At 66.4% G+C, this 23,397-nt stretch carries 24 protein-coding genes; 16 read left to right on the top strand and 8 right to left on the bottom strand.

Annotated features, from left to right (window positions below; translation table 11 throughout):
- Positions 1–368: 368 nt before the first annotated feature.
- Positions 369–710, bottom strand: a complete 342-nt coding sequence (locus AB0M65_RS19250) for a hypothetical protein (RefSeq protein ID WP_364029008.1) — start codon at positions 708–710, stop codon at positions 369–371.
- A gap of 285 nt (positions 711–995) precedes the next feature.
- Positions 996–1,322, bottom strand: a complete 327-nt coding sequence (locus AB0M65_RS19245) for a hypothetical protein (protein ID WP_364029006.1) — start codon at positions 1,320–1,322, stop codon at positions 996–998.
- A gap of 298 nt (positions 1,323–1,620) precedes the next feature.
- Between AB0M65_RS19245 and AB0M65_RS19240 the strand changes: the two genes are divergently transcribed.
- A complete protein-coding gene (locus tag AB0M65_RS19240) occupies positions 1,621–1,980 on the top strand; it encodes a WGxxGxxG family protein (protein WP_364029004.1) in 360 nt (119 codons plus the stop codon).
- Positions 1,981–2,521: 541 nt separating this feature from the next.
- Here AB0M65_RS19240 and AB0M65_RS19235 read toward each other — a convergent pair.
- Positions 2,522–3,442 (bottom strand): hypothetical protein, encoded by a 921-nt coding sequence (locus tag AB0M65_RS19235; protein WP_364029002.1) that lies wholly within the window; start codon positions 3,440–3,442, stop codon positions 2,522–2,524.
- A gap of 233 nt (positions 3,443–3,675) precedes the next feature.
- On the opposite strand from AB0M65_RS19235, the gene AB0M65_RS19230 reads away from it, so the two are divergent.
- From AB0M65_RS19230 to AB0M65_RS19200, 7 genes are all read left to right on the top strand, one after another.
- Positions 3,676–4,674 carry a polysaccharide deacetylase family protein gene (locus tag AB0M65_RS19230; RefSeq protein ID WP_364029000.1) on the top strand — a complete coding sequence of 333 codons (999 nt, stop codon included), beginning with the start codon at positions 3,676–3,678 and terminating at the stop codon, positions 4,672–4,674.
- Positions 4,664–5,680 carry a DUF3152 domain-containing protein gene (locus tag AB0M65_RS19225; RefSeq protein WP_364028998.1) on the top strand — a complete coding sequence of 339 codons (1,017 nt, stop codon included), beginning with the start codon at positions 4,664–4,666 and terminating at the stop codon, positions 5,678–5,680. The genes AB0M65_RS19230 and AB0M65_RS19225 overlap by 11 nt, the downstream gene beginning before the upstream one ends.
- 17 nt (positions 5,681–5,697) lie before the next feature.
- Positions 5,698–6,015 carry an ANTAR domain-containing protein gene (locus AB0M65_RS19220; RefSeq protein WP_364028996.1) on the top strand — a complete coding sequence of 106 codons (318 nt, stop codon included), beginning with the start codon at positions 5,698–5,700 and terminating at the stop codon, positions 6,013–6,015.
- A gap of 119 nt (positions 6,016–6,134) precedes the next feature.
- Entirely contained in the window at positions 6,135–6,863 is a 729-nt protein-coding gene (locus AB0M65_RS19215; RefSeq protein WP_364029010.1) for a SigB/SigF/SigG family RNA polymerase sigma factor, read from the top strand.
- Positions 6,864–6,995: 132 nt separating this feature from the next.
- A complete protein-coding gene (locus AB0M65_RS19210) occupies positions 6,996–8,009 on the top strand; it encodes a hypothetical protein (RefSeq protein WP_364028994.1) in 1,014 nt (337 codons plus the stop codon).
- A gap of 114 nt (positions 8,010–8,123) precedes the next feature.
- A complete protein-coding gene (locus AB0M65_RS19205) occupies positions 8,124–8,729 on the top strand; it encodes a hypothetical protein (RefSeq protein ID WP_364028992.1) in 606 nt (201 codons plus the stop codon).
- Positions 8,730–8,826: 97 nt separating this feature from the next.
- The gene (locus AB0M65_RS19200) at positions 8,827–9,423 is read left to right on the top strand and encodes a response regulator transcription factor (RefSeq protein WP_364028990.1); all 597 of its coding nucleotides are present in this window, start codon (positions 8,827–8,829) and stop codon (positions 9,421–9,423) included.
- A gap of 24 nt (positions 9,424–9,447) precedes the next feature.
- On the opposite strand, the gene AB0M65_RS19195 is transcribed toward AB0M65_RS19200, so the two are convergent.
- Positions 9,448–10,131, bottom strand: coding sequence for a PAS and ANTAR domain-containing protein (locus tag AB0M65_RS19195; RefSeq protein WP_364028988.1), 684 nt, complete (start codon positions 10,129–10,131; stop codon positions 9,448–9,450).
- Between the two features lie 145 nt (positions 10,132–10,276).
- On the opposite strand from AB0M65_RS19195, the gene AB0M65_RS19190 reads away from it, so the two are divergent.
- Genes AB0M65_RS19190 through AB0M65_RS19180 form a run of 3 tightly spaced genes read left to right on the top strand, consistent with a single transcriptional unit; the run spans position 10,277 to position 13,910 of the window.
- The gene (locus tag AB0M65_RS19190; RefSeq protein ID WP_364028986.1) at positions 10,277–10,810 is read left to right on the top strand and encodes a 2Fe-2S iron-sulfur cluster-binding protein; all 534 of its coding nucleotides are present in this window, start codon (positions 10,277–10,279) and stop codon (positions 10,808–10,810) included.
- Positions 10,807–11,811: a xanthine dehydrogenase family protein subunit M gene (locus tag AB0M65_RS19185; RefSeq protein ID WP_364028984.1), complete on the top strand. Its 1,005-nt coding sequence runs from the start codon at positions 10,807–10,809 to the stop codon at positions 11,809–11,811. The genes AB0M65_RS19190 and AB0M65_RS19185 overlap by 4 nt, the downstream gene beginning before the upstream one ends.
- On the top strand, positions 11,808–13,910 hold the full coding sequence (locus AB0M65_RS19180; protein WP_364028982.1) for a xanthine dehydrogenase family protein molybdopterin-binding subunit: 2,103 nt from the start codon (positions 11,808–11,810) through the stop codon (positions 13,908–13,910). Before AB0M65_RS19185 ends, AB0M65_RS19180 begins: the two co-directional genes overlap by 4 nt.
- A 39-nt stretch (positions 13,911–13,949) precedes the next feature.
- On the opposite strand, the gene AB0M65_RS19175 is transcribed toward AB0M65_RS19180, so the two are convergent.
- Both AB0M65_RS19175 and AB0M65_RS19170 read right to left on the bottom strand, forming a co-directional pair.
- Positions 13,950–14,813: an alpha/beta hydrolase gene (locus AB0M65_RS19175; protein WP_364028980.1), complete on the bottom strand. Its 864-nt coding sequence runs from the start codon at positions 14,811–14,813 to the stop codon at positions 13,950–13,952.
- A gap of 57 nt (positions 14,814–14,870) precedes the next feature.
- Positions 14,871–16,934, bottom strand: a complete 2,064-nt coding sequence (locus AB0M65_RS19170; RefSeq protein WP_364028978.1) for a catalase — start codon at positions 16,932–16,934, stop codon at positions 14,871–14,873.
- A gap of 174 nt (positions 16,935–17,108) precedes the next feature.
- Here AB0M65_RS19170 and AB0M65_RS19165 point away from each other — a divergent pair, with 174 nt between their 5' ends.
- Positions 17,109–17,318 (top strand): hypothetical protein, encoded by a 210-nt coding sequence (locus AB0M65_RS19165; protein WP_364028976.1) that lies wholly within the window; start codon positions 17,109–17,111, stop codon positions 17,316–17,318.
- Positions 17,319–17,388: 70 nt separating this feature from the next.
- Entirely contained in the window at positions 17,389–18,585 is a 1,197-nt protein-coding gene (locus AB0M65_RS19160) for a cupin domain-containing protein (RefSeq protein ID WP_364028974.1), read from the top strand.
- A gap of 285 nt (positions 18,586–18,870) precedes the next feature.
- On the opposite strand, the gene AB0M65_RS19155 is transcribed toward AB0M65_RS19160, so the two are convergent.
- Positions 18,871–20,466, bottom strand: coding sequence for an amidohydrolase family protein (locus AB0M65_RS19155; protein WP_364028972.1), 1,596 nt, complete (start codon positions 20,464–20,466; stop codon positions 18,871–18,873).
- 180 nt (positions 20,467–20,646) lie between these two features.
- Here AB0M65_RS19155 and AB0M65_RS19150 point away from each other — a divergent pair, with 180 nt between their 5' ends.
- The 3 genes from AB0M65_RS19150 to AB0M65_RS19140 all read left to right on the top strand — a co-directional run bounded on the left by AB0M65_RS19150 (position 20,647) and on the right by AB0M65_RS19140 (position 22,422).
- The gene (locus tag AB0M65_RS19150; RefSeq protein ID WP_364028970.1) at positions 20,647–21,108 is read left to right on the top strand and encodes a MarR family winged helix-turn-helix transcriptional regulator; all 462 of its coding nucleotides are present in this window, start codon (positions 20,647–20,649) and stop codon (positions 21,106–21,108) included.
- A 423-nt stretch (positions 21,109–21,531) separates the two neighbouring features.
- On the top strand, positions 21,532–22,272 hold the full coding sequence (locus AB0M65_RS19145) for a GAF and ANTAR domain-containing protein (RefSeq protein WP_364028968.1): 741 nt from the start codon (positions 21,532–21,534) through the stop codon (positions 22,270–22,272).
- Positions 22,273–22,287: 15 nt separating this feature from the next.
- Complete coding sequence (locus AB0M65_RS19140; RefSeq protein ID WP_364028966.1) at positions 22,288–22,422, top strand: hypothetical protein; 135 nt, start codon at positions 22,288–22,290, stop codon at positions 22,420–22,422.
- Between the two features lie 615 nt (positions 22,423–23,037).
- On the opposite strand, the gene AB0M65_RS19135 is transcribed toward AB0M65_RS19140, so the two are convergent.
- Positions 23,038–23,253 (bottom strand): hypothetical protein, encoded by a 216-nt coding sequence (locus AB0M65_RS19135; protein ID WP_364028964.1) that lies wholly within the window; start codon positions 23,251–23,253, stop codon positions 23,038–23,040.
- Positions 23,254–23,397 lie beyond the last annotated feature (144 nt).

Genomic DNA, 23,397 nt, shown 5'->3' with positions numbered 1-23,397 from the left:
ACCAGCCGCCGACGCCGACCCACCCGCGATCGCCATCCCAGCCGCCAACGCGGTAGCCACAAAACCAAGCTGCTTGATCACAGACAAACTCCTAGGGAGGAAAGACACGGGACGGCGAGCCAATGGCACGCCGTCCCGTGAATGATGGTCATGGTGCTTTTACGCCGGGTGGGGCCGGTCAACTCCTGGGCAGGATGAACCGGCCCCACCCGTGCCGACGTCGCGTCCGCATCGTGGCAGCGCTGGAACACGTAGCGGAGTGTGCATCTCTTCTCCGTGTCCCGGGCCTTAAGACTGCGTGGCGAATCGCCGGACCCCATGCCTAAGCCGCCTTCCGCGCACCACCGCGGCCGGCTTCGGCAGGGAGATCAGTTGCCCTGGGACGTTCCGCCGTCGACGATGGCGCCACCGGCGCAGTTGTACGGGGACTCGCCGCTGGCCTCGTGCTCACCCGGCGACAGGATCGGCACGCCGATTCCGTTGAGCGAGTGACGGATCGGGACCTGGACACCGAGGACGTTCACGTCGTTGCCGCAGACGCCGACCACGGCGTTGACGTTGTGCAGGATGTCGGTGTTGTTGAGGTTGAGCAAGCCCAACTGGCTGCTGTAGTCAACTCCACCGTCCGGGGTGTCGGCGGACGCGATACCGCCGCTCAGGATCGCTCCGGCGGCCATGGTGGCCGCTACGAAACCGATTTTCTTCAGCATGGGTTCTCCTCGATTCGACGGTTGCGTCGTGCGGGACGGCAGTAAAGGTGTGTTCCCGTCCAGTGTGAGGAAACGTACTGATCATCGGCTTTCTTTTCCAACCTGCTCCACCATCGTGTGGGTACCGCGACCTGCTGACCGCGTGAACAGTGGTCCAATCGGGTTAACCGCATTCTGATCTTCGACACCGGCTTGCCGAAATATTGCCCCGCAAGAAGAGGCCCGAAGTAGCCCCGCTTCGCCGTGATGTGAGCGAAGCAGGGCTTCTTGTGTCCTTTTTCGTTTTCAACCGGGCCAGGCCTCCGCTTCCGCGGTGAGTGCCGTCGTGACGTCGATCTCCCTCGAGCGCACACGCCAGGCCAGCGACCCCGGCCGAGGCTGCATGAGCAACCAGCCGACGACGTCCTTGTCCGTGTAGCAAGGGTTTTCGTCATCTCCGATGCCCAGCGAGGTGAAGTACTGGCGGGCAGGCCAGGTCTCGGGAATCCAAGCGCGCGCCCAGCGCACCACAATGCGGGCGAGGTCGTTGTGGCTGTCCGCCGGATGTATGAGACGGTCGCCGGCCGTGCAGATCAGACGTGGTGTAAAGGCGGCACCCAAAGGCGCGATCACATGACGATCGTTCAATTTTCCCCCGATCCACGGGATGTGGACCATGTTCATCACTGACAGATGCGCTAACCGCGCGAACAGGAAGGACGGCCAGTGGAGGACTCGAAGACACGGTCCGTACTTCCACGGCTCCTGTTTGAACCGATCGCCATACTAGTGAATGGATAATCCGGCCGGCATCCGGGGTTCCGCTAGTCAAGCGCCGACACGTCCGGCGTGAGGCGCGTGTGAACTCGTTCAACCTGGGTATGCCCTTGGTGATCGACCGTTCAGCGCCGAATTCGAAAGAAGGATCGAAATGAAACAGGCACTACGGAAGTCGACCTGTGCGGGTGTGGCGGCCGCCGCCATCCTGTTGACCGGAGTGACTCCCGCGGCCGCGGCCGCGACCGACGAGCCCGGTCCGGCGACACCGGCATCGCGGCAGGTGGACAACGATGGAAACGGAAACTCGCGCGATGAGCGGTCCGATGGCGACCGGGGCGACAACGGACTCTGGGGTCTTCTCGGTTTGGTGGGCCTGTTCGGTCTCGCCGGCCTTGCCCGGCGAGGACCGAAAGACGGCGCGATGGCCGGGTACCCGGCCTCGGGGGCCGATGCGCCGCCCGTCAACACCTATCCGCCCGCTGAGCCGCGACGCCAGCCTCCTGGCGCCTGACCATGCTTTCGGTGGGGCTGGAACCGCCCAGTCCCTGTCTCCTCCGCGGACGTCCGGCGCACCGCGTCGGACGTCCGCGTGTCCGACGGGATTCGCACTTGTTGCTGAGCGCTAATTGCCAGGGGGGCCGTGGTTTCGACCGCCGCCGACAATAGCGACACGTCGTCAGGATGAGAAGAGATCGGGGGTGGTTCCCTTCCTAAGGGTGTATATCCGGCTGAACAAAAACTGTATTGATTACCCACTGTATGGTAAGGCTAAACCACACGAACGGGTGTAGTCGGTGAAGGTCATACAACCAGTGCGCATTGTTTCCCGCGAAAACGACGGCCGTTACACACGGACGAGTGGCCAACGCGAGTGGAACCGTGGCGGAGAGTGATCATTGACGCAAAGGCCTCTCCTGGGATGAATCAGTTGTCGGGCGCGATGACGCCGTATCGCACGATCTGACTCAGCGTTCCACGAAAAGAGCAAAATCCCACCCGCGCGACAGCGGAAACCGTCGGCGTTACCGGATTGGCCTAGGGCGTGTCTGGGACTATTCGTAGAGGACGTATGCCGGGGTGGGCGCCAAGGAGAGGACGTCCGCCGGGGTCATCAAGGCCGCCCCTCGGCGGGCGTCCTCGTCGAAGAAGAGTTTGAAGCCCGCTCGCACGTGGTCGGGCTTGGTCGGCATGAGCGTCTTCCAGGTCGCCTTCTTGGCTTCGGCGGAACCGATCCCATCGACGACCTTCACCACGGAGACGCCCGCGTGGGGTTTCAGGAGTTCCTCGTCGCCCACCACCTTGGAAGCCACCTGGTGGTAGACCATGACTTTGGCGGGCACTCGGTGAAGCTGCGCCAGTTCGCCGAGGTAATGGGCGACCCCGTCGAGTTCGGCGCCAGTGGTGCGCCCGAACTTCTTCCCGGGGATGACACCTGGTTCGACAGCCCACTCGGGATCGAGCGCGACCCCGACATCGGGCTCTTTCAACCAGTGCTCGTAGGCCCGTACCTCGGGCAGGAAGTCCGCGCGACCGGGCTGGATGTCGAGCAACAGCAAGCCGTTCATCGCGCGTGCCGCGTCGAGGTATCGCTTCACCGTTTCGTCGCCGCATCGGCTGCGGTACATACCGTCCGCGCCGGGTGACCGGTGCACGGTGGTCGCTATCAACTCCACGACCGGTGTGATCGGCCGCACCGGCGGAAAGCTTCCGATCTGTTTCCGGAGTTCCCGGCTCGCGGCCGTGAGGTCTCCGGTCATCCGGCCGAGTGCCTTCGAGCCGGGCGCTCCGCAGAAGCCGACCAGCAGGCTCGTCGCGAGTGGGTCGGTGGGCGGCTGCACGACCGCCGGTGCCGCGGCCGGGGTGGTAGCCACCGGCGCGGCGGCCGCACTCCCTTGCCGGGGCGCACCGCACGCGCTCGCCGCGAGTCCCGCCAGTCCGACGGTGAGGACGAAACGGCGACTGTGGTCGGTCATCCGGTCTCCTTCGAGCTGCACTCATGTTTTCGTTACCAGTGCAGGGAAATACCCCTGTTGATCTACCCGCAAACCCAGCCGCCGACGATCACCACATCGTGCCTTGCCGGATTCCGGGCCGGGTGCCCCGAGCTGGGGATACTTCGGGTTTCGCGTGAGGGCAACAAAATTCGGACTCACCCGACTCGGTGGATCGGTGTGCCCGCTCCCGGTTCCGGCAGCACACTTTCAGAATGTCTTTTCTCTTCCGGTTCGGCGCGGGGATTGCCGTCGCCCTCGTGGCGGCATGCGGGCCGCCGGTCCCGGCTGCTTCCCCGTCGCCGGAGCTGGGCACCCGTCCCGCGGTCGCGCCCACCCGCATGACACCGGCGTTCGCGCGTCAGGTGCGCGCCGACGAACTCGGCAGAGTACCGATCCTGATGTACCACCGGCTCGTCGAGAAGCCGCGATCTGTCTACGACCGTACTCCCGCCGATTTCACCGCGGAGTTGGAACGGCTGGCCGCCGAGGACTACGTACCGGTCACGACTGCCGATCTGCTGAGCAGGCGGCTCGATCTGCCCGCGGGCACGCATCCGGTCGTACTGACTTTCGACGACGGCGACCCGAGCGTGTTCACGCTCACCCCGGAGGGACAGCCGGCCCAGGGGACCGCCGTACGGATCTTGATGGATGTCGCGGCCGCGCATCCCCGCTTCCGGCCGGTCGCCAGCCTGTATGTCAACGAGCATCCTTTCGGCGGTGACCAACGTGCTTTGCGCTGGTTGTCCGACCACCATTTCGAGATCGGCAACCACACCGCGCGGCACACGAACCTGCGCCGCGCGGACGAAGCCGAGGCGTCGGCCGCGATCGCCCAGGGAGACGCGCTGATCAGGCAAGCGTTGCCCGGTTACGCGCCCAGCACACTCGCACTGCCGTATGGCGCGCAGCCCCGGCGCGAAGGACTGGCGTTGCAAGGACCGGGCTACGCCTATCGCGGGGCGTTGCTCGTCGGGGCCGGGCCCGCGCCGTCTCCGTGTTCCCGTGCGTTCGAACCCGCTGCCATCCCTCGGATCCGATCACAGTCGTCCGGCAAGGAGGCGGAGTACGGTTCGGTCCACTGGCTCGACCAGCTCGGTTCGCCTGCCGGGCATCGGTATACGTCGGACGGCGATCCGGAGACGGTGTCGTACCCGCGATCCGACGCCGCCCCCGCTCCGGCTTGTGCGGGTGTGAGCCTTGCCTACTGAGCGTCCACATGTCCGACGCGACGGCGCCGTCGTCGACTGGCTGCCGCAGCCTCGCGCTCCCTTGACCCAGCCGCCGGTGCACGCGAGCGCCAAACCGGTTCCGCCCCCTGCGCACCGGTTACCCCCGCGTAGTCGTGAGACGATCCCGAGTCCGCCGGAGAAGGCCCCGTCTCGCCGGTCGCGGAAGGCTTCGGAGGCGGACCGGACGTGGTGGCCGTTGATCGTCGTCTTCGTCGCCTTGGTGCTTTCGACCGCGCTTTTCGTGGCACCTTTCGCTATCGAGACTCCGGTCGCCCCAGGCCCGCCGGAGCCGAAACCGTCGCCGTCACCGACGAGTAGCCAGCCGATCGCGCCCCCGTCGGAGCCCGCCGCGTTACCGGACGGTGCTCCCTTCACACCGGCCGGCGCGGGAGCGTGGCATGTCGTACCCGGTGTGAGTGGTTCGGTGTCCGGCACCGGAACGCGGCAACTGACCTACACCGTCGAGATCGAGGACGGGGTGGACTTTCCCTCGTTCGCCCCGGAAGTGGAGACCATCCTCTCGGACCCGCGCGGATGGATCACGTCCGACGACGTGTCGCTCCGCCGGATCGATGATCTCGACGCCTCACCGTCGTTCCGGATCAGCCTCACCAGCCCCACCACGAGCCGCCGCCCGGATCTTTGCGGATTCGAGATTCCCTACGACTCGTCGTGCTATCTCACCCACGATCACCGGGTCGTCGTCAACCTCGCACGCTGGGTCCGTGGTGCTCATTCGTACGAGGATGATCTTCTGGGCTATCACCGGTATGCGGTCAACCACGAGGTCGGCCACGCCCTTGGGCACGGGCACGTCGGCTGCCCCGCGCCGGGCGCCGTGGCGCCGGTGATGATGCAGCAGACCTTCGGACTGTCCAACAGCTATGTCGCGAACCTCAACCGTGCCGAACCGGGCGCGGCGGTGAACGTCCGTTCGGATGGAGCGGTGTGCCGTCCCAATCCGTGGGTCACGACGGCGCGATGAGCCTCCGGCAGCGGTGTATGCCAAGACCAGAGCTGACGGTGGCTCCCGCCGGAGAAGTGGAGCAGCTAAGACGGGCGTTGGCCACGCAGCCGAGCATCGAACAGGCGAAGGGCATGTTGATGCTGTTGCGGCACTGGACACCCGACGAGGCCTTTGCCGCACTGAAGGCGATTTCCCAGCACACCAACGTCAAACTGCACGACGTGGCCACCGTGGTCGTCGCGGTGGGCAGTCGAGGCGCATGCGGCCCGGTCGACGAGGTGATCGGTGACGTGGTGCTGGCCGAAGTCCGCCGGATCGTGCTGGGCCGGACTCGGTCGAGGACTTCGCGGTGAACCTTGTCGCGTCCACTGTGGAGCCTGCCGTGGTAACCGGCCAGAGCACGACGGACCGGGTACTGGTGCCGACGCAGAGCCGACGCGGACGGGACGACGAGTACGCGCACTGCCGGCCCATGTTCGCTCAGCTGGCCGCCCTTCCGGCCGATCATCCGTGTCGCCGCGGGCTGCGTGAACGCTTGATCCTCGAGCTGTTACCACTGGCCGAGCACATAGCGCTGCGCTACCTCGGCCGGGGACAGGCGAAAGACGATTTGGTCCAGGCCGCCAGGGTCGGTTTGGTCAAGGCCGTCGACCGGTTCGACCCGGGCCGAGGCGGTGACTTCCTGTCGTTCGCCGTCCCGACGGTCATGGGTGAGGTGCGCCGTTTCTTCCGTGACACGGGTTGGGCGGTGCACGTGCCACGAGGCATGCAGGAACTGAGCTTCCGGCTCAGGCAGGGAACCACGGAACTCGGCCAGGTTCTCGGTCGCGCTCCGACGCCGGGCGAGCTGGCCGGTCATCTCGGCGACGACGTCGAAACGATCCGTGAAGGTTTGCTGGCGGCGAACAGCTATCGGACCGCGTCACTGGATCGACCGGCCGCCAAGGGTGACGAGACGACGGTCTTGGCTGACGTGATCGGTGAGGTGGACGCGCGTCTCGACCTCATCGAAGACCACCAGACGGTGGCACACCTTCTTTGCCGGTTGCCGGAACGTGAGCGGGCGATCGTGAAGTTGCGGTTCTTCGAAGGCCTGACCCAAGCGCAGATCGCGGCCAGGATCGGTATCTCCCAAATGCACGTTTCCCGGTTGCTCACGAAGGTGCTCGGGGAGCTGCGCGAGCAGCTTCGGCGCGCCTGACCGCGCAACCAAGAACACGGTTCCCGCGATCGTGTTACGCGGGGATGTCGTTCCGCCCCGCACGTGGTCACTGATTCGGGTGTATTGGTTTCCCGTGTATTGACACCTGTCGCCGCGATGATACTCAGTGAATTGTCGCTGGTCAGCTTCGATCCGGTGGCCGCGACACGGCGTAAACGCCGGTTGTCGGCGGATTATCAGGTGAGGGGCGCGAGTCGGCAGCCGTACGAAACTCCTATGATTCCCTCGCGGTATCGACGTACTGATGCCGGGCGCGGACAAGCTGACGAGAAAAGGGAGCCGGTCGCTGTGACGGACGCGGGAAGCCGGACAATCGACGCGGTGCGCGTCGGTCGCCTTCTGGCTCGTGTGCTCGTCTTGGTGGGCGGTGTCGCCGCGGTTACCGCCGTGGCCTGGATCGCGGGTGATGGCGGCGCGAGGGCCGACCCCCTGATCATCGATGGCTTGCCCGGATCGAGTGCTCCGACGGCCGCGGTCGAGATGAGCCCGATATCCCTGACAGCGAACCGAACTTTGCGCGCGATCGCGGTATCGCCGGGGACACAGAAGGCAAAAGGCGTGGAAGCGCTCGTCGGCCACGTGGTTGTCTCGTCGAACTTCCTTGACGAGACAGTGAAATCCGCGATGACTGTGGCACCGGCCGGTACCGAGGCAGCCCGCCAGAGGGCCACCACGCTTGACGTTCCCGATCAGCGGCGACTGGCCGAAGCCGGTCGCGGCCGGGGCGGCGTCACGGTCTCCGACGGTGGTGCTCCCGCCTCGGATCCGGCCGACGTCATCTCCGCCCAGACCCTTCAGGGCAAGGCGGACCACGCCGCCACATCGCGGCCGTCTCCGCGTGGACACAAGGTTGCCGGCCACCAAGCGTCTTGGACATCGCACCCATGGGCATCGCACCCACGCGCGTCCGGTCATGCTGTGGGGAAGCCGATTCCGCCGTGGTCGCCGATGGCGACGTGCGGAGGACGGACAAGTCTCGCTGTGGCGGGCAGTGGTGATCACGGGAGCGTTGCCGCCATGCCCGACTGTGCCGCGCCTGCCAAGCGGATTCCGCTGGATGGCGGCGCTTTCGGACACCAAGCCGTACCGGCAGCGGTGATTCAGCCAGGGGTCAGGCCCGGCTGACCGGATAAGTGATCGGCGTCGGACTCGGCCGATCATCATGATCAGGCGTCGCTGTCTTGCGACGGTTGGTCACCCTTGTTTCCCTTGTTGCTCATTCAAGAAGGAGTATTTGTCATGCAGAATTGGGTGAAGCACACCCTGCGGGCCACGATCGCCGGCGGTGGTCTGTTGATGCTGGGGACAGGTGTGGCCTCGGCGGCCGAAAACGTCGGTCCCGACCGGCCCGCGACTCCGGTGGACCAGCCCATCAGCAGCCCCGCCGTGAGCGAACTGGCCGAGGCCCTGCGGCAAGCGCGGCCGCTGGAACAGCTGGTCGCGGCTGAGCAGGACTCCTTGCGGCCGGCCGTCACCAGGGTGACGACCGACGTGCCTGCCGCGGTACCGCCCACCACCACACCGGTCGGGCAGGTCTACCCGCCGTCGACGGGTTCGGTGCAATCCCTGCCCGCGCAGATCGGCCGTGTGGTCGGCGACCTGCGGGAAGCGGATCTGAACAGCCCGCTGAGCGCCGAGCTGGATAACGTCGAGTTGCCTGTCGTGCCGATTCTCTCGCGGATGGAGCAGAATTCCCTTTCCACGGCGAAGCCGGGCACTCCTGTCCACAGCGAGTTCGAGATGCTGCCCATTCCGGTGAACGGCACTGTCGCCACGGATCCGCTCGACGCTGGTTCGGGCACGCGGGTGACCGCCGCGAACACTGAAAGCTTGCTGCGAAAGTAGTGTCGATTCACGCGGCAGGGGCTCGGGGAAGCAGTGCTCGAGCCCCTGCCTGCCGATCACGTTCGCTCGCAGCCAAGAGCGGAGTAGGGGTAAAGCGGTGACAGAGGTCCTGATCTGTGACAGCCGGGGAAAAGTGCGGGATTTGCTCAGACGTGCCATGTCCGCTGTCCCCGGCGTAGGCCATGTCGACTGTGTAGCGGAGGCGGAGGTAATGCTGGCCAGGTATTCCCGTCGTCCGGCCGATCTGGTGCTGGTCGGCTTGGAGCGTGCGGCGCCGAATAGAGTGGAGGCCATTCGGCGGCTCGTCGAAGCGGACGTCCGGGCCAACGTCCTGGTCTTCGGCGCTGCCAACGATCCTGTGGTGGTGGCCAACGCGATCGTCTGCGGCGCCCGGGGTTACCTTCGCTGGAACACCTCGTGGCCGGAGGTCGTCTCCGCTCTCACCGACACTCTCAGCAGTATTTCCGTGCCGACGCCGAGGCAGCCGTCCTCTTCCGGCGTCCAGCTGACGAGTCGTGAGCTGCAGGTACTGACCGGAATGAGCCAGGGCAAACGCAACGTGGAAATCGGTCGTGAACTGCACCTTGCCGAAGACACGGTGAAGACGCACGCACAACGGCTTTTCCGCAAGCTCGGGGCACAAGACCGTGCACAGGCCGTCGCACACGGTTTCCGCCGAGGTGTTTTGATCTAGGGCGCGCTAGGGCCCCGGCACGGCCTATGCCGGGTCGGGGTGCTGGTGGACGGTGAGCAGGAGGTGGTCGAACTGGCCGCGCTGCCGCAGGGGACCGCCGCCGAGGGTGGTGATGGCGGTGGCGAGTTTTCCGGCGAGGTCACGGAGTTTGGTGTTGGTTTCCTGCGATCTCCATCTGAGGACGTGAAAGGCTTGATCGGCGGTGATGCCGTAGACGAGCATGAGTGCGCCTTTGGCTTGTTCGATACAGGCGCGGGCGTCGAGGAGTTCCGGGAGGGCTTCGGCCAGGATTTGCCGCCGGTGTTCGTCTCGGCTGGCGTCGAGGTCGATGTAGTACCCGGTGGTGCCGACGGTGGTGCCGGTGCTGTCGTAGAGACGGTCGCCGACGACCAGGACGTGGTGTTCGGTCCCGGCGGTGTCGATGATGCGGTGGCGGCTGCAGAACGCCGTACCGTCGCGGACCGTCGCGGCCAGTGTTCCGGCGACGGTATCGCGGTCTTCGGGGTGTTTGTGCGACAGCAGTAGCTCGGTCGTGGGCTGGGCGGTTCCCGGCGCGTAGCCGTGGAGTCGTGCGACTTCGTCGGACCATACCCAGGATTGGTCGGCGAAGCGGAAGCGGAAGCTGCCGATGGTGTGCGGGCGCCCACCCATGATCTCGTCCAGGCCAGAAGGCGAAGCGCCTGCGGCGGGCTCATCGATGTCGGTCACCGGCTCATTCTGCCAAAGCCGCCTGCCGAGATGAAGGAGCTCTCCGACCAGGGGACCAGGGGACCTGTGGCCGGCCGTGTCGGTTTCGCGGCGATGGAAGCGGGGTACGCCTCGGCGACAGGACTTCCAGGACAGGCGGTAAACCATGGCCTTGACCGAATCGGCTGGTGAAACCGGCACGATCGCCGTTCGCGTCGACGGGGTCTCGCGTCGGCTGACCGTCGATCCGCGTCGTACCTTGCTGGACCTGCTGCGGGACCAGCTCGATTCGTACAGCGTGAAAAAGGGGTGTGACCACGGCCAATGTGGGGCCTGCACGGTCCTGGTCGGCGGCCGCCGGGTGCTGGCCTGCCTGGTGCTCGCCGTGACCTGCGACGGGGCGGACGTCACCACGGCCGCGGGCCTGACCACCGAGGGGGAACCGCATCCTTTGCGGGAGGCGTTCCTCGACAGTGACGCCTACCAGTGCGGCTATTGCACGCCTGGTCAGATCTGCTCGGCGGCGGGTTTGCTGACGGAGTTCCGCGATGGTTCACCCAGCCACGTCACCTCACCGGTGGCTTCGACTCCACAGTGGACGGAAGCGGAGATCGCCGAACGGATGAGCGGCAACCTTTGCCGTTGCGGAGCCTACGACGGCATCGTCGCGGCCATCCACCGGACAGGGGAGGGTGGATGAGGCCGTTCACCTTCGCCAGCCCGTCCACCCCCGCCGATGCCGTGCGGGCGGTGGCTGACGACCCGTCGGCCGTCTTCCTTGGCGGCGGGACCAACCTGGTCGACCACCTGAAGCTCGGGATCGCGCGGCCTGCCCGTGTCATCGACATCACCGGAGTGACCCCCACAGGGCTCCGTGAGGACGCCGACGGTGCACTGGTGATCGGAGCCGGTGTGCGCAACAGTGAGCTGGCAGCCGACCACCGCGTCTTGGAGCGGTACCCCGTCCTGGCCGAAGCGTTGCTGTCGGGCGCGTCGCCGCAGCTGCGGAACATGGCGACCGTCGGCGGCAATCCACTGCAGCGCACCCGGTGTGTGTACTTCCAGGACGTCACGACACCGTGCAACAAGAGGTCGCCCGGCTCCGGCTGCTCCGCGCTCGGTGGCTATACGCGTCACCACGCGATCCTCGGCGCGTCCGAACAATGCGCCGCGACGCATCCTTCGGATATGGCGGTCGCGCTGTCGATACTGGAGGCACAGGTCCGGGTTCTCGGCCCATCGGGTGAGCGAATCGTCCCCTTCGGAGAGCTGCACCGGCTGCCGGGTGACCATCCGGAACGCGACACCGTGTTGGAGCACGGGGAGCTCATCACCGAAATCAGCCTGCCCGCGCCGTGGACTCGCCGGTCGGCCTACCGCAAGGTCCGGGACCGAGCCTCCTACGCCTTCGCGCTCGTGTCCGTCGCCGCCGCCGTGTCCATGTTGGAGGGGAAGATCAGCGACATTCGCGTCGCTTTCGGGGGAGTGGCGCACAAACCCTGGCGTGCGCTGCGCGCCGAAGAGGTTCTCCGCGGCGCGAGGCCCGATGACGATCTCTTCCGGTCCGCCGCCGAAGCCGAACTCTTCGAAGCGCGACCGCTGGAGGGGCTCGACGGGGGCAACGCGTTCAAGATCCCGCTCGCCACGCGCACCCTGGCCGCGGTGCTGCGCGAGCTGACGGCCGCGGAAGGTGAACGATGACCGGGTTGCTGGAACCACACGCGATGGGCCAAGGCCGTACTCGCGACGATGGGCCGAAGAAGGTCACCGGGACGGCACCGTATGCCTACGAAACCCCTGTCGAGCGGCCGGTGTACGGCCGGCTGATCCAGGCAGGCATCGCTCGTGGCAAGTGCACGCGGTTCACGACGGACGCGGCGGAGGCTCTCGATGGCGTGGTGGCGGTGATCACGCCTTCGACCGCCGAGCGGCTCGCGTCCACCGAGGATGCGGAATTGGCTGTACTGCAGGACCACGAGGTCGCGTTTCGCGGCCAGGTGATCGGCCTGGTATTGGCTGAGACACCCGAAGTCGCACGGCACGCCGCTGAGCTGGTGAAGGTGGAGTACGACACCGAGCCGCACGACGCCCGGTTCGCGGCGGACCGGTCCGATCTGCGCAAGCCGGACAGCGTCAACGGCGGTTTCCCGACCGACACCTCGGAAGGTGACGTCGAGAAGGCGTTCGACGAAGCCGCGGTGACCGTGGCCGAGACCTACACGACGGCGATGTACCACAACAATCCGCTCGAGTCGCACGCCACGACGGCGTTGTGGGACGGCGAAACGCTGACCCTGTGGGATTCGACCCAGGGCGTCCATCCGGTGCGGTCGACGATCGCGGAGGTGTTCGGCCTGCCCGGCGAGCGAGTCCGGGTGATCTGCCCGTACGTGGGCGGCGGCTTCGGCTCGAAAGGAAACCCGCACGCCAACGTGGTACTCGCGGCACTCGCCGCCCGCGCACTCCCGGGACGGCCGGTCAAATTGGAGCTGACCCGGCAGCAGATGTTCAGCCTCACCGGCTATCGCACACCCACGATCCAGCGCGTGCGGCTCGGCACAGACCCCGACGGCAGGCTGCGGTCCCTGCGTGTGGACGTCGTCGAACAGACATCACGGATCAAGGAGTACGCGGAGCAGACCGCCGTGCCGGCCCGGATGATGTACGCCGTCCCGAACCGGGTGACCACCCACCGCCTCGCCGCGCTCGACGTACCGGTGCCGTCCTGGATGCGTGCGCCGGGTGAATGCCCCGGGATGTTCGGTCCCGAGGTGGCCATGGACGAACTCGCCGTCGCACTCGGACTCGACCCCGTCGAGTTGCGCGTCCTCAATGAACCGGAGCGCGACCCCGAGACCGGCAACCCGTTCTCCAGCCGTCATCTCGTCGCGTGCCTGCGAACGGGTGCCGAGCGTTTCGGATGGGCCGGCCGCGATCCCCGTCCAGGCAGCAGGCGAGACGGGCACTGGCTGGTCGGCACCGGAGTCGCCGCGTCGGTGTACCCGGCGAAGCGGTCGCCCGGCTCCACTGCCGTCATCCGCTTCGAAAATGGCCGGTACGTCGCGGAAATCGGTGCCGCCGATCTGGGAACGGGCGCGTGGACCATCCTGCCGCAGATCACCGCCGACGCACTGGAAGTACCCACGGATTCGGTCGACGTCCGCATCGGCGACACCCTTTACCCGTCCGCCACCGTGGCAGGCGGCTCCACCGGGACCGCGTCCTGGGGATCGACCCTGGTCGCGGCCGCGCGAAAGTTCCGCGGCAAGTACGGCACCGAGCCCGCCGAAGGCGACGAGATCAGCGCCGACACCCCGGACAACCCGGCCGAGAACGACTACGCGATGTATGCGTTCGGCGCCCAGTTCGCCGAGGTGCGAGTCGACGCCGACACCGGTGAGATCCGGGTTTCACGACTGCACGGCACTTTCGACACCGGACGCGTCATCAACCCGATCACCGCGCGGTCGCAGCTGCTCGGCGGAATGATCATGGGTTTGTCGATGGCCCTGCACGAGAACAGTGTGCTGGACCCCCGGTTCGGGCACGTCGTCAACCACGATCTCGCCGAATACCACATCGCGACCAACGCGGACGTCGAAGATTTCCGCGCCGATTGGCTCGACGAGATCGATTCGCGGGTAAACCCCATGGGCAGCAAGGGAATCGGTGAAATCGGCATCGTCGGCACGGCGGCCGCCATCGCCAACGCCGTGCACCATGCCACCGGTGTCCGGATCCGCGAACTGCCGATCACTCTCGACAAGCTGTTGCCCGGCCTGCCGGGAGCCGGCCGATAAGCGTCGTGCACCTCGACCCTGGGACAACGTCACTGGACCTCACGCCGAGGTCAGGAATTCCCGGAGTGCCGCGGCGAGGTCGGCCGGGTTCTCCTCGGCCATGTGATGCCCCGATTCGATCGGGCCGCCGCGGACGTCTTCGGCCCATTCGCGCCAGACCGCGACCGGGTCGCCGTAGAGGTATTCGAGGTCGTCGAGGCTAGACCACAACACCAGGAGCGGGCACGTGATCTTGTTTCCGGCCGCTTTGTCGGCGTCGTCGGCCTCGCGGTCGGGCCCGAGACCGGCGCGGTAGTCCTCCAGCATGGCGTGGACAGTCTCGGGATCGTGGATGGCCCGCAGGTAGTCGGCGTGGTTCGCGGCGCCCATCTTTTCGGGATCCCCGCTGTACCAGGCGTCTGGATCGGCGTTGATCACCCGTTCGGCGGCTTTCGCGAGCTGCCCGAAGAAGAACCAGTGCCACCACGCCCGCGCGAACTTCGCGTCGGCGCGAGCGAGGTGCTCGCCGATCGGGATCCCGTCCAGGATGGCGAGTTTCGTGACGGACTCCGGATGGTCGAGGGCGAGCCGGTAGGCGACCGAGCTGCCGCGGTCGTGTCCGGCGACGGCGAACCGCTCATGCCCGAGATGACGCATGAGCGCGACGACGTCGGCCGCCATGGCGCGTTTCGAGTGGGAGGAGTGGTCTTCGGTGCTCTCGGGTTTCGAGGACTGGCCGTAGCCGCGTAGATCCGGGCAGACGACGGTGAACGCGTCCGAGAGCCGGGGCGCGACGTCGTACCAGGTCGTGTGGGTGCGGGGATGACCGTGCAGGAGGACGAGAGGTGGCCCTGAGCCGCCGTGCCGGACCCTGAGGGTCACTTCACCGACGTCGACTTCTTCGAGCGTGAAATCGTCGAACATTCGCCTCCGTTCTGGGCCCGGCCGTTCTGCCGGGCGCTCGTCATCACTTTCGCTTTCTCAGTCGTTCATGACCTGTTCGGCCCGCTCCCAAACCCGGTGCAGTCCCACGGAGTTCACCAGCTCGGCGGAGAACGGTTTGGCGACCTCGCCGGCGAGCACGATTCCCGGTGCGTCGACGTCGATCCCGGCGTCGGTCAGCACTTGGTTTCCGTCGCCCCAGGCACCGATGACCTTGCAGTGGCGGAACATCTCCTGCAGCAGAATGGTCAGCTTGGTGTCGCGCAGGCCGGCCGTGCCGCCGGCGATCACCACCGCGTCGAATTCGATGGAACGGGCGGTGAGGAAGGTCCTCGCCACCGGTTGCTGTCCGCGTCCTCGCTTCACTGTTCCGCCGGCCGGTGCCAGAACCCGCAGGATCGCGCCCTGGGCCTCGATGGTCCGGCGAAGTTTCCCGATCCCGCCGAGGTCTGCGCCGTCCGCCGCCACGACCCCGATGATGCGGCCTGTGATCGGGCCTGGGCCCGCGGGAATCTGCGACAGCGCGGCCGACGGGATGACGTCTTCGGCCGGGATGCCCTGCGGGGCGGCCAGCCCGAGTCCTTTGGCGACCGCCGTGCACAGTTCGGTGTCGACCTTGGCGAGTGATTCCAGGACACGTGCCTGGATCGACTGTGCGAAGCACTTTCCCAGCTCGAACGTGAACGCCTCGATCAGGTGGGCCTTCTCGATCCCGGACATGCTCTTCCAGAAGAGCGTGGCCTGCGAGAAGTGATCGTCGAACGACACCGGGTTGGCCCTGATCTTGGGGCCTGCGACCTCGAAGGGCCGATGGACGTAGGCACCTTCGGCTTCCGTGGCCGTCGTCGGCAGGGCGTTGTCGACCCTGTTGGGCAGATACGGGGCCAGTCCGTGGTGAACGAGGGTCTGGTGCATCCCGTCGCGGAGGTTGTCGTTGACGGCCACGTGCGGGCAGTTGATCGGCAGCTGCGTGAAGTTGGGGCCGCCGAGCCGGGTGAGCTGAGTGTCGAGATAGGAGAACAGCCTCGCCTGCATCAGCGGGTCGTCGGTCACCTCGATGCCCGGTACCAGGTTGCCGGTGTGGAAGGCGACCTGTTCGGTCTCGGCGAAGTAGTTGGTCGGGTTCCGGTCCAGCGTGAGCTTGCCGACCAGCTGGACCTCGGCGAGCTCTTCCGGGATGATTTTGGTCGGATCGAGCAGGTCGATCCCTTCGAACATCTCGTCGTCGGAATCCGGCAGGACCTGCAGGCCGAGTTCGTACTCGAAGGGGGCCCCGGCGTCGATGCCTTCGGCCATGTCCCGGCGGTGGAAGTCGGGATCGGCCCCGGCGGCGATCTGGGCCTCTTCCCAGACCAGCGAGTGCACCCCGGCCACCGGTTTCCAGTGGAACTTCACCAGGCTGGTCCCACCGTCGGCGGCGACCAGCCGGAAGGTGTGCACCCCGAAGCCCTCCATGGTCCGGTAAGAGCGGGGGATCCCGCGATCGGACATGGCCCACATGACGTGGTGCGTTGCTTCGGTGTGCAGGGAGACGAAGTCCCAGAAAGTGTCGTGCGCGGTCTGCGCCTGCGGGATTTCCCGGTCCGGATGGGGCTTGGCCGCGTGGATGACGTCGGGGAACTTGATGCCGTCCTGGATGAAGAAGACCGGCATGTTATTGCCGACCAGGTCGAAGTTCCCCTCGTCGGTGTAGAACTTCACCGCGAACCCGCGGACGTCCCGGACGGTGTCCGCGGATCCTCGCGATCCCAGCACGGTGGAGAAGCGCACGAAAACAGGGGTCTCTCGCCCCTCGGCCAGAAAGCCGGCCTTGGTCACCGCGGACGCGTTGCCGTAGGCGCGAAAAGTGCCGTGTGCGGCCGCGCCCCGCGCGTGGACGACTCGTTCCGGGATGCGCTCGTGGTCGAAGTGGGTGATCTTCTCGCGGAGGTGGAAGTCCTCCATCAGGGACGGCCCCCGCGGGCCCGCCTTCAGTGAGTGATCGGTGTCCGGCAGCCGGACTCCCTGAGCGGTCGTCAGGTAATCCCCGAGCTGCCCCTCACCCGACCGGCCGACGGTCGTATTCGACTCGGGTTCCTGCTCGCGCTGACGTTGAGGGGGCATGACTCTCCTTGCCGATAGTGGTGATCCGCCGCGATTACCCCGCTTTCGCCGTCTCTAAGCGGTCCTTGACGATCTCGTTGGTGTTCCTTGTTCGAGGTGTGTGTGGTGCCGATCGGGGGTAGTCAGCCGGTGATTCATCCGGCGACCGGCCGGATCATCCGAAAGGGAACCGACGTGAGCCTGAACGACGACGACATTTCCACCACATCGGGCAAGGACAAGGAAGGACCGGCCGACTCCGGCGCGGGCCAGGGGAGTCCTGGTCAGCATGACGGCGGTGCCGACGGCGGTGCCGAGGGCCCGGCCGACTCCGGCGCGGGCAAGGGCACTTCCGGCAAGCATGACGGCGGAGCCGACGGCGGCGCGGACAGTGGCGCGAGCTGACCTGAGCGAGCCGTCCACCGGTACCGGGGAAGTCCCGGTACCGGTGGACGGCCGTATTTCGAAGAGGCCTTTGACCAGGCTGGTCGGATCCGACGTCGAAGAGTTCTCCACCCGGCACTGGGGCCGGAAGCCGTTGCTGCGGCGGACCGGCGACCGCTTCGGGGATCTGCTCGACTTGGACGGCGTCGATGAAATGCTGTCGTGCCGCGGTTTGCGTACGCCGTTTCTGCGTATGGCCAGTAAGGGAGCGGTGATCGATTCTCGTTCGTTCACCGGTGGCGGTGGTGTCGGCGCCGAGATCGGCGATCAGGTCCTCGACGACCGGGTCGCCGCTCTTTTCGCGGACGGCGGCACCATCGTGCTGCAGGGCCTGCACCGCATTTGGCCGGGCATCATCGACTTCACCACGGGCCTGACCGCCGAACTCGGCCATCCGGCGCAGGTCAACGCCTACATCACCCCGCCGTCATCGCAGGGGTTCTCCGCGCACTACGACGTGCACGACGTCTTCGTCCTCCAGTTCGCCGGTCGCAAGCACTGGAAGGTGCACGCACCCGTCCACCCGGCGCCCCTGCGTGACCAGCAGTGGCACGAGCACGCCGGCGCCGTCGAGGCGCGGGCCCGTGACGACGCTCCGGTCATCGACGAAGTCCTCGAGCCCGGTGACGTGATGTACCTACCTCGCGGCTGGCTGCATTCCGCGACCGCTCTCGGTGATGTTTCCGCGCACCTGACCGTCGGCGTCCACGTCGTGACCAGGTTTGCCTTGGTGGAGGCACTCACCGCTCTCGTCGGCGCGGACGACCGGTTGCGTACCTCCCTGCCCCTGGGGATCGACATCGCCGATCCAGATGCGCTGGACGCTCATCTCGAATCCGTCCGGGCAGACCTGATCGCCGCGCTGAAGACCGTTCCAGCCGAAGACATCGCCCGGCACGTCCGTGACAGGGCGTGGAAAGGGAATCGACCGGAGCCCTTGGCCCCGGTCGCGGCCGCCACGTTCGCGGTGAACCTCGGCGACGGCGACTCCGTGCGCCGCCGCGACGGTCTGCGTTTCCGCGTTCGAAACGCGAGGGACGGCCTCGTCGTCCTGGAACTCCCGGACCGGCACATCTCGCTTCCCGATTCCACCGCACGCGCCTTGTCGGCGTTGCTGGACGGAAATACCTGGCGGGTGGGGGAGATCCCGGGGATGGACCGAGCCGATCAGCTCGTGCTCGTACGACGCCTGCTTCGGGAAGGCGTGCTGATGGCCGCGGCCGCATGATCGCTTCGGACGAGGCGATCATTGTTGAGGGGTAAGACAAAGGTGGTGTGGCGGATGTCGGTGCCGTTGTGATCCGGAGGCCGCTGTCCGCGTCCATGAAGGATTTGGGACGTCGAGTGTCCCAAATCCTTCACAGACAAGCCCGAGAGCGCAGGTGAGCATGAGTCGGGAATTTTGCAGCCAAAAAGCGTCCTTTGTGGATGGTCAAGGCGCGGCCTGGCCGCCCAGGGCAACTCCAGTCCAGTGCGCGTCGGCGCACGGTCATGGCGAGCCGGGCCGCCGAGCTCAGCTCCAGGCAAACAGGTCCTGCGTCAGGTCCATCGCCGCGAAGAGGTGATCGCGGGACGTTTCGAGTTCCCGGCGCAACCGGGCCAGGTCCGCGTCGAGCAGCTGCCCTTTCCACTTGCGCACCTTGCCGGCGACGATCACCGTCTCGACGTTGGTGCGGTCCATCAGCGACACGATCGCTCCCGGCACGCTGTTGAGCGGGGCCACGTTGAGTGCGGTGGCGTCGAGCAGGACGATGTCGGCTTCCTTGCCGGGTGTCAGTGTGCCGGTCTTGCGGTCGAGTCCGAGGTGCTTGGCGCCATTGACGGTCGCGTACCGCAGCACATCGCGCACCGTGAGCGGTTCGGGCGTGCCCGGGGCCGGCGTCGGCCAGTTGTTCGGCGGTACGAGGTCGCCTTGGTCCAGGATCATCTGATTGACGATCATGCGCTGCATGGTCATCGCGGAGCGCATCTGTGTGAACGGGTCCGCGGCCATCGTCGTCTCGACGTCTGAGCTCAGTGAGGGCTCCATGCCGAGTTGTCGCATCTTGAGGATGGGCGGCGTGCCGTGCCGCATGCTCATCTCGATCGGGAAGGCCAGCGAGACCTGTGCACCGGCGTCCCGCAACCGTCGCCAGGTTTGGTCGGACATGCCGGTCATGTGGAAGAACAGGTTGTCCGGCCCCACGTCGACCCCAGCGGTGCCCTTGGCTAGGTCGTCGAAGACCGGCCGCATCCCCCACGAGCCGACGGAGTGCGCGGCGATCTTGAGATCCAGCTCGCGGGCGATCGCCCAGGCGCGGGTGTACACCTGCCTGCCGAGGTGGAGCTCTCCGCCCATGATCATGCTCACCAGTTGGTCGTCCGAGGAGAACCACCGATCCCTGATGCGGTAGGCGTCCTGTGGATATCGGGCTCCCGTGCGGCCGTCACCCTCGAAGAACCCGAACACCGAACGCCGCCCGGTGTCGACGAGCGCCCGGATCGCGGCATCGGTGTGCTCGGGAGAGTGGTGGATCTGCGAGACGTCCAGCACCGTCGTGACACCGGTGTCGAGCTGCGAAAGCCCGGCGAACAACGAGTTGATGTAGACGTCTGCCGGCCGGTAGACCCGCGCGAAGCCCTGCAGGATGTGCTCGCCGTAGTTCGGGTACGCGCTCGGCGAGCCAGAGTGATCGTCGAGGAGCAGGCCGTTGGCGAGAAACGCGCGTTCCGCGGTCTCGAACAAGTGGTGGTGCGTGTCGACGAAGCCCGGCAGCACGATGCGCCCCCGCGCGTCGATCACGCCGGCGTTCGCGGCGCGGATGCCGGGCCGGATCTCGACGATCTTGCTGCCCTCGATCAGAACGTCGGCGGTCGCGAAGTTGCCGACGTTCGGGTCCATGGACATCACCGCGCCGCCACGGATGATGTAGCGGCGTCCCCGCTGCCCGCTGTCCTCCGGCGGCTGTCCGACGGCGTGCGTCTCGGCATCACCGTCCGCTGCGGCCGGGCCGGTCGCGAACAAGCTCGTTCCCGCGGCGGCCACTGTGGCCGCCTTCAGAAAGTGGCGCCGCCCGGTGCGCGGGGTGGGCCGCTCCGGCTGCCCACCATCGTCACGTCGTTTGGTCATGGTGTGCCTTCCTGCGTGGGATGGCTGCGGGAATCGGGAAGCACGGAAGCCGGTGCGGTCAGCCTGGGTGTTCACGAAGTCCCCGACGGTGACGCGTCCCGATCAAGGCAGCGAGTTGATGTATCAACTGAAGGCTACGCTGCCGAGTTGATTTGTCAACTCGCGAGGTATAGTGACGGCATGAAGCAGGAGGGTTTGACCGGACACGAGCTCCGCGCGTGGCGGGTGTCCTTCCAGATGCTGGAGCTGCTGCGGACACGCATCGAGCAGCAGCTCCAGGCCAGCAGCGGCCTGTCCAACGCCGATTACACCGTGCTCGCGTTGCTGTCCGAGGCGCCGGACGGGCGGATGCGCGCCTACGAGCTCAGTCGCGTGGCCGGCTGGGAGAAGAGCCGCATGCACCATCAGCTCACCCGGATGTGCAAGCGAGGCCTGGTCACGCGGGAACGATGCGGCTCGCGCGGCATGGAGGCGGTGATCACAGCGAAAGGCCTCACCGCGCTCAAACAAGCCGCGCCCAGTCATGCCAAGGAGGTCCGGCGCCTTGTCATCGACCGGCTCACGCCTGAAGAACTCGACCAGTTCGCCGACATCGCCACCACGATCCTCGAGAACCTGCAAGCAGACCAGCCGTCCCTCTAGCGGCGGCGGAAGCCTGCGAGTCTGAGCCCGGGCCGTTATCTCAGCCGGCCTGCCCTTGGCCGCGACCTGTCTGACGAACGCTACGAAGCGCTCGGCGGACTCGGTTATACCGGGTCTCGGCGATCAACCAGTGGCGCTCAGCTGAAGTGTTCGGAAACGATCGTTATGAAAGCGTGTGTTAGCGTGGGGGGCTGAGGTTTCTCGTGCGTTCCGGTTAAGCGGTACGCCGCCTTCGCGGCAGATTGATCTTGCGCGAACGTCGACAGGACCCTTGGTGGAGGGAGAACGCGGCGCGATCCCTCCTTGTCCAGCAGTGTGGCACGGAAGAACCGCATCCAGCGATGGATGTCCGTTCCGGTTCGCCCACGCTCTTGCTTCCCTGAAGTTCCTGCCCGGTCGCCGCGGCAGGCAGGAGTGGCGACGATGACCGACCACGAGCGGGACGAGACGTGGCCGTCGGTGCTGGACGAGGTGACCGGCGCGCTGGAAACGCTGACCGCGGCGCTGGACAGCGTGGAGGATTTCACTGTGCTGCTGCGCCAGGTGTGTGAGCAGGTCACCCAGGCCGTGCCGGGGGTCGATGAGGCCACCGTCACCCTGCTGACCGACGACGGCAGCCCGACCACGATAGCGACCACCAGCGAGGTGGTCACCGAACTGGACCACGACCAGTACGCCGGCGGCGACGGCCCTTGTCTGCGGGCCGCCCGCACCGGCAAGCTGGTGCGAATCTCGGTTGATGACGCCGCAGACCTGTGGCCCGCGTTCGCGAAAGACGCCAAGGCCGCCGGCTTCGGCAGTTTCCTCTCCGCGCCGCTGGTCATCGATGCCGACCACTCCGGTGCCGTTAACTGCTACAGCGCCCGCAGGCACGGGTTCGCCGAGCTGGACGAGAAACTGCTCGACCTCTACACCAGCGCCGTCACCGCCGCTCTGCGCGCCTACAGCCGCTACCAGCGGGCCCATGACACCACCGATCAGCTGCGCACCGCTTTGACCACCCGCGCGGTGATCGACCAGGCCAAAGGCATCCTGATGGCAATCCGGCAGATCTCCGCCGACGAAGCTTTCACCCTGCTGGTCGAACAGTCCCAGCGAGAGAACATCAAACTCCGCGACCTGGCAGTGCGGTTCGTCGACCACGCCACCGGCAAACAGCCTTAAAAGGACGGCGGCCAGGTGATCATCGAGGCCGTGGGCGAGATCGATCTGCTCACCAGCACGACGCTGGCGGCGGCCTTGGACGCCGAACCGGCCCCGGGCACCAACGCCGTCATCGTGGGCCTGCCGAAGGGTCACCTTCTGCTTCAGTAAGGGCCTGAACGAACTGATCAAGATCCGCACCCGCGCCACCGACGCTGCCCCACGCAGGCCGCCTGACTAACCCGCTGGCCGCAACAATCCTGACACGATGTGATTGAGTGAACCTCCTCCCGATACAAGCCCGCCCGCAAAGCTGCCACCGGTGAGGAAGTTGTTGCCCGTGCACTGTAGGGATCCGATAACCGCATTGCACTGAAGGACATTGCTGAGACTGACGCTGACAAGAGAACCGTCGCTGTCGGCCTGCCCGCTGACGCTGCCCCCGATGATGGCTGCGGAGGCCACTCCGGTCGTCATACCCAACAGCAACGCCACAGCAACGGGGATCGCCGCGACTTTCGCGGCGAAGTGCCTACGTGACATTAGCTTTCCGTTTCCGCCCAGCTTGGGGACGCGGAGCCCTCAGTAGCAGAGGCGCGGCGCTGTCATCCGCAAGTCAGGCTGTCTCCAGTGGATCACTTTGTGTGTGACGGGCGTCATGTACAAGTGAAGTCGACGGTATTCGGTCCAGCGTTACACCGCCAAACGGTCCACCAGAACCGCAGCCCTCGCAGGCTGCCTCGACCTGATTCCGCTGACTCCGGCAAGGATCCGCTACCTCGCTCGTCAGACAGCCAAGCAGGAAAGGACGGTGGTGGGAGCGCTCGCCGAGGCCGTGAGCGAGATCGTCAGTGAGTTCGTGCCGACGGCGCGCGGAGACCGGAGACCTCCCGGGCGAGTGGTTGCGCCGGTACCGAACAAGTTCGCCACGGACGAACCGATGTTCGCTGTCCAGCTGTTGATCCGCTGCCGCTCGGAGATCCCCGCCGCGCCCAGGCGCACCTGCGCAGTGTGATCGGCGCCTTCGACGTCTACTGCGGGGTTTGTTGGGCTACGCGTCGATGTCCGGCGCGACGTGGGAAGTCCTCGACGACAGGCTGGGGATGACGCTACAGAACGCGAACAAAAGGTGCCTTTCGCCGATCT

This window comes from Amycolatopsis sp. NPDC051071 (assembly GCF_040682875.1).
Taxonomy (GTDB): Bacteria; Actinomycetota; Actinomycetes; order Mycobacteriales; family Pseudonocardiaceae; genus Amycolatopsis.
The sequence above is the reverse complement of the archived record's forward strand: the minus strand, read 5'-3'. Positions and strand labels throughout refer to the sequence as shown.

Excerpts from the sequence above, each read along its gene's own strand:
- AB0M65_RS19170 (WP_364028978.1), bottom strand. The coding sequence starts at position 16,934 with ATGCCCCCTCAACGTCAGCGCGAGCAGGAACCCGAGTCGAATACGACC.
- AB0M65_RS19150 (WP_364028970.1), top strand. The coding sequence starts at position 20,647 with ATGAAGCAGGAGGGTTTGACCGGACACGAGCTCCGCGCGTGGCGGGTG.
- AB0M65_RS19235 (WP_364029002.1), bottom strand. The coding sequence starts at position 3,442 with ATGACCGACCACAGTCGCCGTTTCGTCCTCACCGTCGGACTGGCGGGA.
- AB0M65_RS19190 (WP_364028986.1), top strand. The coding sequence starts at position 10,277 with ATGGCCTTGACCGAATCGGCTGGTGAAACCGGCACGATCGCCGTTCGC.
- AB0M65_RS19145 (WP_364028968.1), top strand. The coding sequence starts at position 21,532 with ATGACCGACCACGAGCGGGACGAGACGTGGCCGTCGGTGCTGGACGAG.
- AB0M65_RS19240 (WP_364029004.1), top strand. The coding sequence starts at position 1,621 with ATGAAACAGGCACTACGGAAGTCGACCTGTGCGGGTGTGGCGGCCGCC.
- AB0M65_RS19180 (WP_364028982.1), top strand. The coding sequence starts at position 11,808 with ATGACCGGGTTGCTGGAACCACACGCGATGGGCCAAGGCCGTACTCGC.
- AB0M65_RS19205 (WP_364028992.1), top strand. The coding sequence starts at position 8,124 with ATGCAGAATTGGGTGAAGCACACCCTGCGGGCCACGATCGCCGGCGGT.
- AB0M65_RS19155 (WP_364028972.1), bottom strand. The coding sequence starts at position 20,466 with ATGACCAAACGACGTGACGATGGTGGGCAGCCGGAGCGGCCCACCCCG.
- AB0M65_RS19185 (WP_364028984.1), top strand. The coding sequence starts at position 10,807 with ATGAGGCCGTTCACCTTCGCCAGCCCGTCCACCCCCGCCGATGCCGTG.
- AB0M65_RS19175 (WP_364028980.1), bottom strand. The coding sequence starts at position 14,813 with ATGTTCGACGATTTCACGCTCGAAGAAGTCGACGTCGGTGAAGTGACC.
- AB0M65_RS19230 (WP_364029000.1), top strand. The coding sequence starts at position 3,676 with ATGTCTTTTCTCTTCCGGTTCGGCGCGGGGATTGCCGTCGCCCTCGTG.
- AB0M65_RS19220 (WP_364028996.1), top strand. The coding sequence starts at position 5,698 with ATGCCAAGACCAGAGCTGACGGTGGCTCCCGCCGGAGAAGTGGAGCAG.
- AB0M65_RS19215 (WP_364029010.1), top strand. The coding sequence starts at position 6,135 with ATGTTCGCTCAGCTGGCCGCCCTTCCGGCCGATCATCCGTGTCGCCGC.
- AB0M65_RS19250 (WP_364029008.1), bottom strand. The coding sequence starts at position 710 with ATGCTGAAGAAAATCGGTTTCGTAGCGGCCACCATGGCCGCCGGAGCG.